The 13,610-nt window shown below is 51.7% G+C and carries 14 protein-coding genes and 1 pseudogene; 12 read left to right on the top strand and 3 right to left on the bottom strand.

Translation table 11 applies throughout. The features are described 5' to 3' along the window. Window positions 1-15: 15 nt before the first annotated feature. The 3 genes and pseudogenes from NR114_RS07545 (at window position 16) to NR114_RS07535 (ending at window position 1,854) form a co-directional block, all read left to right on the top strand. The gene (locus NR114_RS07545; protein ID WP_256813811.1) at window positions 16-477 is read left to right on the top strand and encodes a GNAT family N-acetyltransferase; all 462 of its coding nucleotides are present in this window, start codon (window positions 16-18) and stop codon (window positions 475-477) included. A gap of 399 nt (window positions 478-876) precedes the next feature. Next, window positions 877-1,056: pseudogene (locus NR114_RS07540) on the top strand (isocitrate/isopropylmalate family dehydrogenase); the annotation flags it as partial. Between the two features lie 399 nt (window positions 1,057-1,455). Further along, the gene (locus NR114_RS07535) at window positions 1,456-1,854 is read left to right on the top strand and encodes a hypothetical protein (RefSeq protein WP_129982990.1); all 399 of its coding nucleotides are present in this window, start codon (window positions 1,456-1,458) and stop codon (window positions 1,852-1,854) included. A gap of 83 nt (window positions 1,855-1,937) precedes the next feature. Here NR114_RS07535 and NR114_RS07530 read toward each other — a convergent pair whose 3' ends face one another. Beyond that, window positions 1,938-3,059, bottom strand: a complete 1,122-nt coding sequence (locus NR114_RS07530; protein WP_020826483.1) for an AI-2E family transporter — start codon at window positions 3,057-3,059, stop codon at window positions 1,938-1,940. A gap of 198 nt (window positions 3,060-3,257) precedes the next feature. After that, the gene (locus tag NR114_RS07525) at window positions 3,258-4,469 is read right to left on the bottom strand and encodes a CynX/NimT family MFS transporter (protein WP_234529509.1); all 1,212 of its coding nucleotides are present in this window, start codon (window positions 4,467-4,469) and stop codon (window positions 3,258-3,260) included. Between the two features lie 672 nt (window positions 4,470-5,141). Here NR114_RS07525 and NR114_RS07520 point away from each other — a divergent pair. The 8 genes from NR114_RS07520 (at window position 5,142) to cspA (ending at window position 11,573) form a co-directional block, all read left to right on the top strand. Then, window positions 5,142-5,558 (top strand): DUF2000 domain-containing protein, encoded by a 417-nt coding sequence (locus NR114_RS07520; protein WP_129940369.1) that lies wholly within the window; start codon window positions 5,142-5,144, stop codon window positions 5,556-5,558. Between the two features lie 112 nt (window positions 5,559-5,670). After that, window positions 5,671-6,708 carry a LacI family DNA-binding transcriptional regulator gene (locus NR114_RS07515; RefSeq protein WP_234529508.1) on the top strand — a complete coding sequence of 346 codons (1,038 nt, stop codon included), beginning with the start codon at window positions 5,671-5,673 and terminating at the stop codon, window positions 6,706-6,708. 208 nt (window positions 6,709-6,916) lie between these two features. Further along, window positions 6,917-7,840, top strand: a complete 924-nt coding sequence (locus tag NR114_RS07510) for a TIM barrel protein (RefSeq protein ID WP_116690684.1) — start codon at window positions 6,917-6,919, stop codon at window positions 7,838-7,840. A 14-nt stretch (window positions 7,841-7,854) separates the two neighbouring features. Further along, window positions 7,855-9,027, top strand: a complete 1,173-nt coding sequence (locus NR114_RS07505) for a Gfo/Idh/MocA family protein (RefSeq protein WP_256813810.1) — start codon at window positions 7,855-7,857, stop codon at window positions 9,025-9,027. Between the two features lie 144 nt (window positions 9,028-9,171). Beyond that, entirely contained in the window at window positions 9,172-9,381 is a 210-nt protein-coding gene (locus NR114_RS07500; protein ID WP_020826491.1) for a hypothetical protein, read from the top strand. 148 nt (window positions 9,382-9,529) lie between these two features. Further along, entirely contained in the window at window positions 9,530-10,273 is a 744-nt protein-coding gene (locus NR114_RS07495; RefSeq protein WP_256813809.1) for a DUF3658 domain-containing protein, read from the top strand. 127 nt (window positions 10,274-10,400) lie between these two features. After that, entirely contained in the window at window positions 10,401-11,045 is a 645-nt protein-coding gene (locus NR114_RS07490; protein WP_046373798.1) for a Qnr family pentapeptide repeat protein, read from the top strand. Window positions 11,046-11,360: 315 nt separating this feature from the next. Further along, the gene (cspA, locus tag NR114_RS07485) at window positions 11,361-11,573 is read left to right on the top strand and encodes an RNA chaperone/antiterminator CspA (RefSeq protein WP_020826494.1); all 213 of its coding nucleotides are present in this window, start codon (window positions 11,361-11,363) and stop codon (window positions 11,571-11,573) included. Window positions 11,574-11,968: 395 nt separating this feature from the next. On the opposite strand, the gene NR114_RS07480 is transcribed toward cspA, so the two are convergent. Beyond that, complete coding sequence (locus NR114_RS07480; RefSeq protein ID WP_020826495.1) at window positions 11,969-12,649, bottom strand: hydrolase; 681 nt, start codon at window positions 12,647-12,649, stop codon at window positions 11,969-11,971. 268 nt (window positions 12,650-12,917) lie between these two features. On the opposite strand from NR114_RS07480, the gene NR114_RS07475 reads away from it, so the two are divergent. After that, window positions 12,918-13,343, top strand: coding sequence for a universal stress protein (locus tag NR114_RS07475; RefSeq protein ID WP_020826496.1), 426 nt, complete (start codon window positions 12,918-12,920; stop codon window positions 13,341-13,343). Window positions 13,344-13,610 lie beyond the last annotated feature (267 nt).

The following is a 13,610-nucleotide window of genomic DNA, read 5'->3' as shown; positions in this document are numbered from 1 at the left end:
AGAAGGATATGTTCAGTGGATAATCAGCATCTGAGTTTTGCCAAAGACAAGTTTACTGTCACAACCGATCCTGCCTTTTTTCAGCTGGATGCCATTCACGATTACCTCTCGCAATCGTCTTGGGCTCCTGGCATTGATGCTGAAACGGTCAGAATATCCGTACAGAACAGCCTTTGCTTTGCGCTTTTGGATGGAACAAGACAAATCGGCTTCGCTCGTCTGGTCACAGACTATGCCACTTTTGGCTATTTGTGCGACGTCTACGTGCTGAACGATTATCAGAAAAGTGGCCTCGGTCGTTGGTTGATTGAATGCTGTCACGCCCATCCGTTGATGTCACGCCTGCGACGGATTATGCTGGTCACCGACAGCGCGCCCTGGCTCTACCAGAAACTGGGGTATCACCCGTTGAACCGACCGGACTTTATCTGGCAGATAAATCGACCAGACATTTATCGTAAGACCGAAGGTAAATGAATACTTTTCGGAGAGTAATGACAAATGCCAATCCGTAGCGCTGACGCCTCTGATCCAGAAGAACTCACCATATTCGCGAAACTAACTTTGCGATGTCCGCTCCTGGCACCGAGCTGCGAGCTGCCTGTCAGATTGGCTCTGGGCCCTAGCTGTGTCAGATTAAGTTTAAGCTAATACACTTGAGTCATGGTTGAAATCAGTCATCTGCACCTTCTCACGCCTCCTGCAGCATTTTCTCAATAGCCTCTCCGTCCGCTGCCCTATGACGGTGAGCGCAGTCAAAGGCATTATCAAAACCAGATAAACATTAATTATAATCAAAGGCTTACGAATTGCCTACAATGATACAACCACATGGATTAGATGTGGTTTTTATAACTACATTCAATTGGTTATGAACTAGATTGCAATCTAATGCTGCGCCACATGGGCTGGTTCGAAGCGGCTGACCTGATCGTTAAAGGCATGGAAGGTGCTATCGCTGCCAAGACCGTGACCTATGATTTCGAACGCCTGATGGAAGGCGCTAAACTGCTGAAATGTTCAGAGTTTGGCGACGCTATCGTTAAACACATGTAATGGTGTTTTAGCGTCAAATGATAACGGGAGCCTGATGGTTCCCGTTTTTTATTATGCAAACTGCAGTCCTTATCATCCCCCCACAAACCTCTCCTATTTAAATGGCAATAACGACCCAATCCAGCCCTGCCTATATATTATCGCGAGTGTTTTCGTAAAAAATTTAGCCATATTACCAGCCTCATTTAGACGTTTTGGTTGTGAGCCTGTATTTCTCGGGCCTGGCCTGCGTCAAGATAATCCGGACATTCAAAGATAAGCCAATGTTTACTGATAGGCCAAACAACGGCATTCAGTACGTTATGTTCTATAGATTACATAAACTGACTGTGTCGGTACCGGCAATGGTTCGGGTTTGTAGCCTGATAATTAAAATGGGAAGTCAGAGAGAGATTAATAATGGACAATCAAAAAGTTGAGTTTGGATTCGATACTATTGCAATGGAAGATGATACGGGGGCATCTCTGAGCGAATTACAAAGTCATTATAAAGTTGATGGTGTGGAAGTTTGGAAAAATTACGTTGAACTATATAAATTCAACGAGGGGGAATCGTTTGGTAACTATAGCGTGAGCATGTTGGAAATTCCCATCGATGCAGCGGGCAAGCCATTACCAACCGATATTTATATGCAGTCTCATGGGTTAAATGAACGAACCTTGCTCAGTGCGACCATCTGCGTTCATGGTGAGTGCGTCGGGTTCCAGAATATCGTTGGTGGTTCTGTGCGGCAACGTGATGGTGTATGGGGGCCAACGGTTCAGGCAAATTATACACGGCTGATTACACCGGTATGATGCCATCGTAAAATACCCCGCAGTATGCGGGGTATTGTTTACATTAAGTCGTAATGCTCAATCAAAAAACGACTTTTTATTATTCACTCAGCCTTGGTGGCGTCTGGGTGATTCTTGCCTTCCTCGATAAAGTCTTCGTCGATCTCATCGGTGGTTTCTGCACTGTCACGGCCGGAAAGAATATTCCAGCAGGCGATGAACAGGGCGGCGATCAATGGGCCGATAACGAAGCCGTTGATACCGTAAATCTCCATGCCGCCCAGGGTGGAAATCAGGATCAGGTAGTCCGGCATTTTGGTGTCTTTGCCGACCAACAGCGGGCGAAGAATATTGTCGACCAACCCGATGATCACCACGAAGAAACCGACCAGGAACAGGCCTTTCCACAGCATGCCGGTGGCGAAGAAATAGATGGCTGCCGGTACCCAGATAATGGCGGAACCCACCGCAGGGATGATAGACAGGAATGCCATCAACGCGCCCCACAGCAGGCTGCCGTCGATCCCGGTGAAGTAAAATGCCAGGCCGCCAAGCGCACCTTGCACCACGGCCACGACCACCGTGCCTTTCACCGTCGCGCGCGACACGGCAGCGAATTTCACAAACAAATGGTGTTTAACGTGCTGGGATAACGGCAGGGCTTCCAGCGTCAGATTGACCAGATAAGGGCCGTCTTTGAGCAGGAAGAACAGCAGATACAGCATGACGCCAAAACCCACGGCGAAGTTGAAGGTGCCTTTACCAATCAAAAAGACGCTGCCGGCCAGGTATTGGCCGCCCTTGAGTGCCACTTCGGAAAGCTGTTTCTGTATTTCCGCGGCGCTGTCCAGATTATGTTCCGCCAGAAAATGCCGTGCCCATCCGGGGAGCAATTTCAGGGTGTCGGCAACAATAACCGGGAACTGCGTATTATTGGTCTGCAGCTTGGTGTAAACGACATTCAGTTCAATCGCCAATGAAGAAGCGATGATCGCCAATGGCGTAAAGACGATCAAACAGATCACCGCGAGCGTTATCAATGAAACCAGGCCGTTTCGGTCTCCCAGATACTGTTTAAGTTTTTGTTTCACAGGGTGGAAAATCACCGCCAGGATGATAGCCCACAGCACAGATGAGTAGTAGGGACCCAAGACGTCCATAAAAGCAGCGGTAACGATAAAAAGGATCAGAAGAAAGAATCCCTTTGAAATACCTTTAGACATCATACCCGTCCCTCAGATGATAGATTTTGCCGGTGGATCTCGGTATTCACCGGCATTGACACTTCTTGAAGAATAAACCCTATCATCACAAACGGTTAACAGGTAGCGGATTTTATCGGTGAACAGTTAATAGAATTTACTAATAGTGCCTCATGTTATGAGGACATGAAGCTGATGAAACGGTGGCAGGGCATGCATTGCCTAGGCTCTGGTTTTCGATGCGAGCGCCAGTGCCAGGATACTGCCCAACAGCGCGGCGGCCAGCACCATACCCGCGGGAGCGGACCAACCGGCATAGGCGACAAGCGCACTCAGTACGATGGGGCCGATCACCTGACCGAGATAAATGCCTTGCATCACCAGCCCCAGGCTCAACGGGATCAAACCCGGCTCTGGCGCCGCCACCGGAGTGGCGGCCAGAATGGTGGCGGGCATCATGCCGCCAATGGCGCTAAACACTAAGCACAGCGGGATCAGTAAAGCGTTTGGTGTAACGGACAGGAAAACGCCGGTACCGGCAAGCCCCATCAGCAGGCTGACAACAGCGAGCAGAGTTCGAGCCCGCAGGCCGCGCGAAAGCAGTACCCCAGCTGCAAGATTGCCGAGGATATTGACGGCTATCACCGCCGCGCTGATCCCACCGGCGGCAGCCAGCGTCAGCCCTATACGCTGCATCAGGAAAATCGGCAGAAAGGCCATCACGGCGAAGAACTGCAGGTTATAGGTAGTAAATATCAAGGCCAGCAGCAGGGGCTGCCGTGCGCGCAGTATGCTGACCAACGCCTGACGCAGTTTAAAGGCAACAGTGGAAGACGTGGTGACAGCGGCTCGCGGAGTGGTGAATGGCAGCAGTAGCGCGGCCAGCAGGGTGAGGATACCGCCGGCGATCCAGCTTTGTTGCCAGTTGCTAAAATGCGGGCCGAAAAACAGCGAAATGGCCATGCCCGCCGGCATAAAGGTGCTCCAAATACTGAAAACCAGATTACGTTTTTTCGCTGAAACCACGCGTGTGAGCACGGTTGGCGCTGAGACCACGACGATAACGAAACCTATCCCTTCAATCGCGCGGGTGACGATCAAACCGATGAAGTTGTGTTGAGCCGCGCCAACGAAGCTGGCGGCGCTGACGATCACCAATCCCAGCCCCAACAAACGCCGGTCGCCCCAGCGGCGCACCAGCAGGCCGGCGGCGATGCCACCGAACACACCGATAAAGGGAAAGGCCGAAATGATCCAGCTCAGCGACTCCAGCGAACGGCCGAATTCGCGTTGCAGCTCCGGTAAGGCAATAGTCGCTTTACCCACGTGCAGGGCAACGGCAATACCGGCGAGCACCACATTGGCGATAGCCGGCCAGTGAGTGGTCGGGGTATCGAGGGTTGTGTTCAGCGTTTCAGGTTTGATGGCGGACATGGCGGTCTCCAGCGACGACAAAGACCAGACTATGCGCCTGGGCGCGACTAGCGGCAGTTCAATTATTGCTCTGTTTTTTGGCGCAACCGCATATTTCGAGCTTAATTGCGCAATCGCACTGGAAACGTTGGTACACCATCGCAGAGCCGCTGTTTATCGGGGCACGTCTTTAAGCCGGGGAATGGCCTTGGCTTAGGTACTGCGTATAAGAAGATGCCGATAGTATTTCCGCATCAGATGGATTGATATCTGGCTCCATATAAAGACGGGGATCGTGACTGTGACCAGGATCTGCAGCAAACGCCCCATTTCGCCCTCGACATGTGGGTAAATAAAATGGGATAGGTGAATAAATAGCCAAATCAACGCGATGTAGATCATCAATCCAGCCCAGCCCTCCCAATGGCGAAAAGTTCTAAAATAGGCATCGCGGTAATTACGATTGCGTATCCTGCGGGGTAGTGTCTGCAGCTCTGGGATTTGGCGTCGCGACCAATATATTTTCATGGCAACCTCCTGTTGCTAAGATGCATATGATATTCATTCGCAACAATGTCTGCAATCTGCCTGGCTACGACTTGGCCGCTCGGGAAGTAGCTTGCCAATGATCAATATCATTGAAGGCGATTGCGCGTCTGAATAACACTGGAGCCCCTATTCAAGGAGAAAAAGATGTACAGCGACAACGAGAAAAAGTTCTATATCATTCTGAACCGCAACCACGAACCGGCCACCTTATTTAACGCTTCCTGCCATTTAACCGCCGGCATTACCGATCTGATCGGACAGCGTGAATTCGACCATTATCCCAGCGCTATCGAAGGCGTAAGCGCCAATATGAGTCATTATCCGATCGTGATCCTGCAGGCGAAAAACAGCAGCCAGCTCAGCAATCTGATGCTCAAATGCAAGGAGGAAGGGGTGTTAGCCAACTTCTTTACCACCACCATGCTGTCACACTCCGCTGAACAGCAAATTGCCGATACCGCCAATACCGAGTATGACAAGCTGGAGTTCGTTGGGGTGGCGCTGTACGGGGATAGCGAACAACTTAAGCCGCTGACGAAGAAATTTTCCGTTTACCGTTGAGGTTTCCCTCCGCGCTGGGTGATTAACGCGTCCGATCACACAAATCCCGCATCGGCTTTCTTTTAACCTGCCTGCCATGATAGTTTCTATCAAAACAGTGATTGGAATGATTATGGCAGGCAAAAAAACGACGCTGGCAGCTATCGCCAGAGAGGCGCGCGTCGGTGTCGCGACGGTTGATCGAGTGATCAACCAACGTGCGCCGGTGCGGCCGGAAACGGAGCGTAAAGTCATAGCCGCGGCACAAAAGCTGGGGTTTGCGCTGGAGAAATCCCACCGGCTGTTTGAAGCCGCCAGACAGCCTGCCGTGCGCCTCAAAATGGGGTTTATCCTGCTGAAAAAGGAGCATTCATTCTACTCGCAGCTGGCGGAAAGCTTGCTGGAGCAGGCTATGCCTTATCACGATCGCGAGAGTCCGCCGCAGTTTATTTTTCATGATATTAGCGCGGTCAGCGACACCGCCGCCGCCATTACGCAGTTAAGCCAGAGCGTGGATGTTATCGGGGTGCTTGCGCTGGATAATCCGATAATCCGCTATGCGGTTGAAGAAGCCACTCGCCAGGGCGTGAAGGTGTTCACGCTGCTGTCCGATCTGTCGGTACACTGCCGCGCCGGTTATATCGGGTTGGATAATCAGCAGGCCGGCCGTACGGCCGCCTGGGCAGTGGAGCGTCTGTGCCGGCGGCAGGGCGAAGTAGGGGTGATCATCGGTGACAACCGCTTTCAGTGTCAGGAAACCTGTGAAAGCAGCTTCCGTTCTTATCTGCGTGAGCATTTAAGTACGCAGCGGGTGCTTGAGCCGGTCCGCAGTCATGAACAGGCCGAAAGTGCCAGGCAAGTGACTCATACTCTGCTGGAGCAGCATCCGAACCTGGTCGCTCTGTATGCACCCTGCGGCGGCGTGGAGGGAATCATTGCCGCATTGCGCGAGAGCGGCAGGCAGCATGAGGTCATGCTGATTTGCCATGGCCCGGTTGAGGGGGGCGAGATGGCGTTGATTGACGGCACTTTGGATCTGATGTTGAGGCACAGGATCCAGGAATTCGCCGCCTCGATCGTCAACACCTTTATTTCTGCCGCCAGCGGCGACGCTTCCGGGTTTACCCACGGCATCAACCGTTTTGATCTGATTACCAAAGAAAATATCTGATTACCGGCTCCCGCCCTGGGAGCCAATTCCCTCGCTAAAAATACCGTGCTCCCGTGAAGTCACGGCCTGCCTATGTTTGATAGAAAAGCATCATTTTATCTATCAGAAATAACGCGATCGCCATCAAAAAATGAAAATTCCATCATTGTTGGTTTCGAAATTTTCGTTTGATACTGGCGCTACACAACACCAAGAGACGGACTGAAAAATGACTTTGCCTATTGCTAACGCTCCCTGCAGCTGGGGAGTGGATGATCCTAAAAATCCTGACCTACCGCCTTATAGCAAAGTGCTGCAGGAAGCGAGCGCAGCAGGTTATCACAGCATTGAACTGGGGCCCTGGAGCTATCTGCCCACCGATGCCGCAACTCTGACCGCAGAGTTGCAACGCTATTCGCTGTCGCTGGTGGGGGGCACCATTTTTGATGATTTGGTCAGCGAGCATAACTTCGAGCACATACTGGCACTGACCCACAACATATGCCGCAACCTCTCGCAGGCGCCCCAGGCGCAACCCATTTGCGAGGGCCATTTTTCACCGCCGTATCTGGTGATTATCGACTTCGGCAATCCGCAACGGGCCAGGTTTGCCGGGCAATCAATGCTGGCACCGCGGCTGGATACAGCCGATTGGAACAGGATGATCGGCCATATTATTGCCGTTAGCGAGATTGCCTGGCGGGAATATGGGGTACGCCCGGTGGTACACCCGCACGCCGGAGGCTGTATTGAGTTCGCTGATGAAATCGAACTGCTGGCCGCGCAGATCCCGCACCACACTGCGGGGTTGTGTCTGGATACCGGACATCTGTACTACTCCGGCATGGATCCGCTCACCTGGCTCGAGCGCTACTTCTCCCGGATTGATTATCTGCATTTCAAAGACGTTAACCCGCAGGTGTTCCGCAATGTATTGGCGCGTGGTTTGGATTTCTTTACCGCCTGCGCGCAAGGGGTTATGTGCCCGCTGGGGAAGGGAGCGATTGATTACCCTGCCGTGCGCGACTTATTGGCTGCGCGCGGCTATCAGGGGTGGATCACCATTGAGCAGGAACGGGATCCGCGTCAGGCGCAAGGCAGCCTGCGCGACGTAACGGATAGCCTTACTTATTTACGCAGCGTCGGTTTTTAATCAGGAGCAACGAGATGATTAACGGTATTAAACCTCTGGAAAGATCTCTGCGGTGGGGCATGGTGGGCGGCGGGGGTACCAGTCAGATCGGTTATATCCATCGTTCTGCGGCATTGCGCGACGGCACTTTCACCTTACTGGCCGGCGCGTTTGACATTGACGCATCGCGCGGGCGCAGCTTTGGGCAAAGCCTGGGCGTGGCAGCGGAGCGCTGTTATCCGGATTACGCCACGTTATTCCGTGAAGAAGCCGCCAGGGCGGACGGCATAGAGGCGGTTTCCATTGCTACGCCAAACAATACCCATTTCGCTATTTGCCAGGCGGCGCTGGAAGCAGGCCTGCACGTGGTGTGCGAAAAACCCCTGTGTTTCACCACGCAGGAGGCGCAAGCACTGGTGGAACTGAGCCAAAGGCAGCATAAAATTATCGGTGTTACCTACGGCTATGCCGGGCATCAGTTGATCCTTCAGGCGCGTCAGATGATTGCCGATGGCCAACTGGGTGAGATCCGTATCATCAACATGCAGTTCTCTCACGGGTTCCATGCCGCGCCGGTGGAACTGGACAATCCCAGCACGCGTTGGCGGGTGGACCCGCGTTTTGTCGGCCCCAGCTATGTATTGGGTGATTTAGCCACCCACCCGTTATTCCTGGCGGAAACCATGGTGCCGCAGTTGAAGATCAAACGGTTGATGTGCAGCCGTCAGAGCTTTGTCAAAACTCGTGCGCCGCTGGAAGACAATGCCTATGTACTGATGGAGTACGATAATGGCGCTGTCGGTTCAATGTGGTGTTCGGCGGTTAACAGCGGTTCTATGCATGGCCAAAAGGTGCGTATTGTGGGGGAAAAGGCCAGCCTGGAATGGTGGGACGAACAGCCTAACCAACAGCGCTTTGAAGTGCAGGGCGAGCCGGTGCGTATTCTGGAGCGTGGTATGTCCTACCTCGATCCTATGGCATTGGCGGAGGATCGCATCGGCGGCGGTCATTCCGAAGGGCTGTTCGAAGCCTGGTCGAATCTTTACCGGCGCTTTGCGTTGGCGATGGACGCCACCGACCGGCGAGACGAGGCGTTTCTGGCCGGCTTTTGGTACCCCGACGTGCATGCCGGCGCGATGGGGGTACGCTGGGTGGAAAACTGCGTGCGCTCCGCCGATGCCGATGCCAGTTGGGTGGCGTTCCGCTAATCATTTCGACTGATGTATTTTCTGCCATATCGATGTACCGGCAACTTATCCTCAGCGGTAATGGGGGGTTCTGTGGTTCGCTTCATTAGATAAAACTTTAAATTCTGTTAAGTTACTTATTAGCGTAATCACAAGGAGAGAACGATGTTAGAGCAATATTACCCGGCCACCATGAGTTCCAAACCTATCACGGACGAACAGCATAAAAGGCTGGTGGCAGTGCAAGCGGCACTGGAGTTGATCAAGGCGACGCTGTCTGACACCAATGACGGCAACGGCGTAGACTTCCAGCTTAAGGCCGCTGAAAAGCACGTTGGCCCGCTGGCCGATGCCATTCAGGAAGCGCTGAAGTAAATCTTCATGCTTATCATCAACCGCCCAAGGGCGGTTTTTTTATGTCGCTTAAACGCAAAAAATCAGATTATTTGCCTGGTGATGCAGGGGGAAAGGGGGCAAAATTCAGCTCAGGATTGACTTAAGCAATAGCGAAGGAGAAGCATTGATGAAGGATGTGCATATCGCACTGTCGGGTGGCTGCGTGCGGTTGGCCTACCCGGGAGAAAACGTACTGAATTTTGCCGATAGCCTATCGTTTGGGCCGCTGTATGGGCTGGATGATGATCAGGCCCTGCAAGCCCGATGCCGCTGGTTGCGCGATCTGCACCAATCTGTTCATGCTCCCGAGTGGGATACCTCTGAAGCGCTGCCGCTGGCGATGACCACGTTAAAAACGCAACTCGCTGCTGTAAGCGGGCAGGTGACGTTGTGGGCTGGTGCCAATCCCGACGAGCAACTGATGCTGCGCGCACTATTGCCGTTGCTGGGGGAACGTCGCGTTTTCGTGGTTAACGTAACCGAACACACCGGGCGGGTTGCCACTAACTGGTGCCCGGCAGAAATGCTGGAACCACTGTGGATCTTGCGGCGCGAGCTTTCTGAGGAAGAGAAAGCCAGGCTGATTGCCGATTGGCATCGCCTGTTGGCGGAAAACTCACTGGTACGGATTTTTGCGGAAAACCGCGTGCAGGGGCAGGCGCTCGATTTCCATGACCGTCCGTTGTTAGATGCTTGCCCGAATGACTATACCCAGGGCTCACGGGTGGTCGGTGATGCGATGGTAAATTCACCTTATCCGGTGGGGGATACCTTTTTGAATTTCCGATTGTATGCCCTGATTGAACAAGGAGTGGTGCAGGCGCAGAACGCCAGCTTGAATATGAACCGGATCCAGGTCAAACAGGCTTAAAACTCACCTATCCCACGGGTTATTTTTTTGTGCTCAGAGGCAGATAAACCCCGTTAAAGCAGTTTAATCTGTCATGTAAATAGGATTATACTGCGCCATTGACTGTACAAATAAACAGGTGAATGGAATGGCGCTGGCTCTGAAGGGTGAAAAGATTGCTCGTAACCGGTTTACCGGTGAGAAAGTCGAAAATGGCAGCTTTATTAACTGCGATTTCTCGGGCGCCGACCTGACCGGCACCGAATTTATCGACTGCCAGTTTTACGACCGCGAGAGTCAACAGGGCGGTAACTTCAGCCGCGCCGTGCTCAAGGACGCCAGCTTCAAGAATTGCGATCTGTCGATGGCTGATTTTAGAAATGCCAACGCTTTAGGCATCGAAATTCGTGAGTGCCGGGCTCAGGGTGCAGACTTCCGCGGTGCCAGCTTTATGAACATGATTACCTCGCGCACCTGGTTTTGCAGTGCCTACATCACTAAAAGCAACCTGAGTTACGCTAACTTTTCCAAAGTGGTGCTGGAAAAGTGTGAGCTGTGGGAAAATCGCTGGAACAGCGCGCAAATCCTCGGTGCGACCTTTAGCGGTTCAGATCTGTCCGGCGGCGAGTTTTCCTCCTTCGACTGGCGTGCTGCCAACTTTACCCATTGTGATCTGACCAACTCTGAACTGGGTGAGTTGGATCTGCGCGGAACCGATCTGCAGGGCGTGAAGTTGGACAGTTACCAGGTGTTCCAGCTAATGGAACGCCTGGGCATTGCCATTATCGGCTAAGGCGACGATCCCGCAAAGGGCAATCAGGCCTTGCTGGGCGTGGGTGGGGCTGCAGAATCTGGGAAATAATAAGCAGGGCGTATAAATATAATGTTAAATATTCCTTGCTTAAATAATCTAGCTATGTGTAAATAGCGTCATCGGTTTGTAGTACAGACCTTATGAAAGCAGTTTTAGTAAAGCAGTTCTCAGTATTAGTGATATCCCATAGATAGCTCTTCTCCCGCGAATTTCCTTCTCTAGTGCCCAATAAGTTTCCAATAAAAACAGACCTCTATCGCCTTATGGCGTCTCAAAAATATAAAGGAAATATCTATGTCTAATAAAATGACTGGTTTGGTAAAATGGTTTGATGCAGGTAAAGGTTTCGGTTTTATCTCTCCGGAAGACGGTAGCAAAGACGTGTTCGTACACTTCTCCGCTATCCAAAGCAATGATTTCAAAACGCTTGATGAAGGTCAGCGCGTTGAGTTCACTGTCGAAAACGGTATGAAAGGCCCGTCTGCAGGCAACGTAGTCGTTTTATAATTTCAAGGTAGTGCTTTATTTCTTGCGATAGCGATGATGGTTTAAGCCGGAGCAGATGAGAAATAAAATAATTGCCTGAATAAACTCCGGGATTACCCGGAGTTTATCTAAAATAATTAGCTTCACCATTTTCAATAACCGAAGTTATTGGCAACAGAAAAGAAGATTGGCCCATAAAGTTATAAGTCCGATCCAGTCTATTTTTCTGTTGTGAAAAAGTTGTGCTTAGGCTGCGTAAGGTTGGAGTGTTCGATGGACGCTTACGCCATAACATGACGGTCGGGAAAGTAACCGACAAACATTGATGACCCTGGCCGAAAGCCGGGGTTTTTTTATGCCTGCTGCTCCGGTAAACAGGCTGGACCAGAATGAAGCAGGCCAGCCTGGCGTGACCGTTAGCCGCGCTGGGAATCCAGCACTTCGTTATTCTTCACCACGTCCTGAGCTTTAACATAGCTTTCAATCAGCAACTGATATGCCGGGAAGATTTTGGTGTAAACCTCAGCCCATTGCTGTGCATCCTCGCGGTTCCAACTGCCCTGCAGTTCAGAGGCCACGCCGGCGGTATCGATCGGTACCACTCCGGCCTGCACCACTCGCGCCATAGTAATCTCCTGCGCCATTTTAGAGTAGGTGCCGGAGGCGTCGATAACGGCAAAGACCTTATAACCCTCTGCCACGGCGCTGATCGACGGGAAGGCCATGCAAACGCTGGTGATGGTTCCGGCGATAATCAGGGTTTTACGTCCGGTCGCTTTTACGGCCGCAACAAAATCTGGATTATCCCAGGCGTTGATTTCGCCTTTGCGCGCCACATATTGCGCATGCGGTGCATTTTGGTGGATTTCGGGGATCAAGGGGCCGTTAGGACCCTGTGGAACGGAAGCCGTAGTAATGACCGGCAATTTGCTTAGCGTAGCGATACTGGCCAGTGCGCCAGCGCGAGCGCGCAGTTCAGTCATCGGCATATCGCCGACGGTTTGGAACAGGCCGCTCTGGTGGTCAATCAACAACATCACCGCGTCATTGGCATCAATAACAGGACGCTGGCCATTAAAGTTTGCTGGAGAGCTCATCTTTCTTTCCTCTGTGATCGGGACGTAGACAACAATTAACTTTGTTTAATAAAGGGTTAATCTCAGTGCTTGTTAACAGTGTAGGGCCAGAGGAAAATTCCACTAGAGGGCTAACTCAGGATGCATCGTTCTATAAAAAGAACAATAAGGCCAGGGGCAGGCGATTATTTCAGCGCTGAACTAAACTTAAACAGCATAACAAACATGCGGAAAGGCCCTGGCAGGGAGCGCCACTTTGTTCACCAGCGCAATGCGGAGGGCTGTAATCATGGCTTATCATCATATCGTTGTGGCAACCGATCTCAGCGAAGACGCTGAATTTTTGCTCGGCAAAGGCGCCAAGTTAGCAAGCGCACTGAATGCCAGACTATCCCTGATTTATATCGATATCCACCGTGGCGGCTATTACGCTGAGCTGGGCGTGGGTGAATACAACTACACCGACCGAACTTTTTCGGAGCGTGTCAAAAACATGCTGAATGCGATCAAGGATCAGTCGTCTTACCCGGTTGAAGAGGTGATTATCAGCCGCGGCGAACTGACGGAAGAATTGAACCGGGCGGCGAAAGAGAAAGGCATTGATCTGATTATCTTTGGCCATCATCACGATATCTGGAGCAGATGGATATCTTCGGCCCGGCAGGCGATCAATAACCTTAACGTTGACCTGTTGGTGATCCCCATTGCGAAGTAATGAACCTCGCCAACTGCACTAACGCGACGGTACGGGACTTATTGATAGGTGATAATGCGCGTTGGCAATAGTCACTGACATGAATTTTATTAACCCTATCAAATGGTTGGCTTAATTCCGATAATGCCTGACCTAGCGCATTGAATTCGCACTGAATACCTCTTTGTGATTAATAAACCGCACATTTTGACTGTCACTCGTCGTCCATGAGTTTTATCCTCGAACCATTAGGATTTGTATGATTTATAGAAATACATTCACATGGAG

The sequence above is a fragment of the Serratia sp. Ser99 genome, from assembly GCF_024519545.1.
Lineage (GTDB): Bacteria > Pseudomonadota > Gammaproteobacteria > Enterobacterales > Enterobacteriaceae > Serratia > Serratia liquefaciens.
This window is presented reverse-complemented; position numbering and strand designations above follow the sequence as displayed.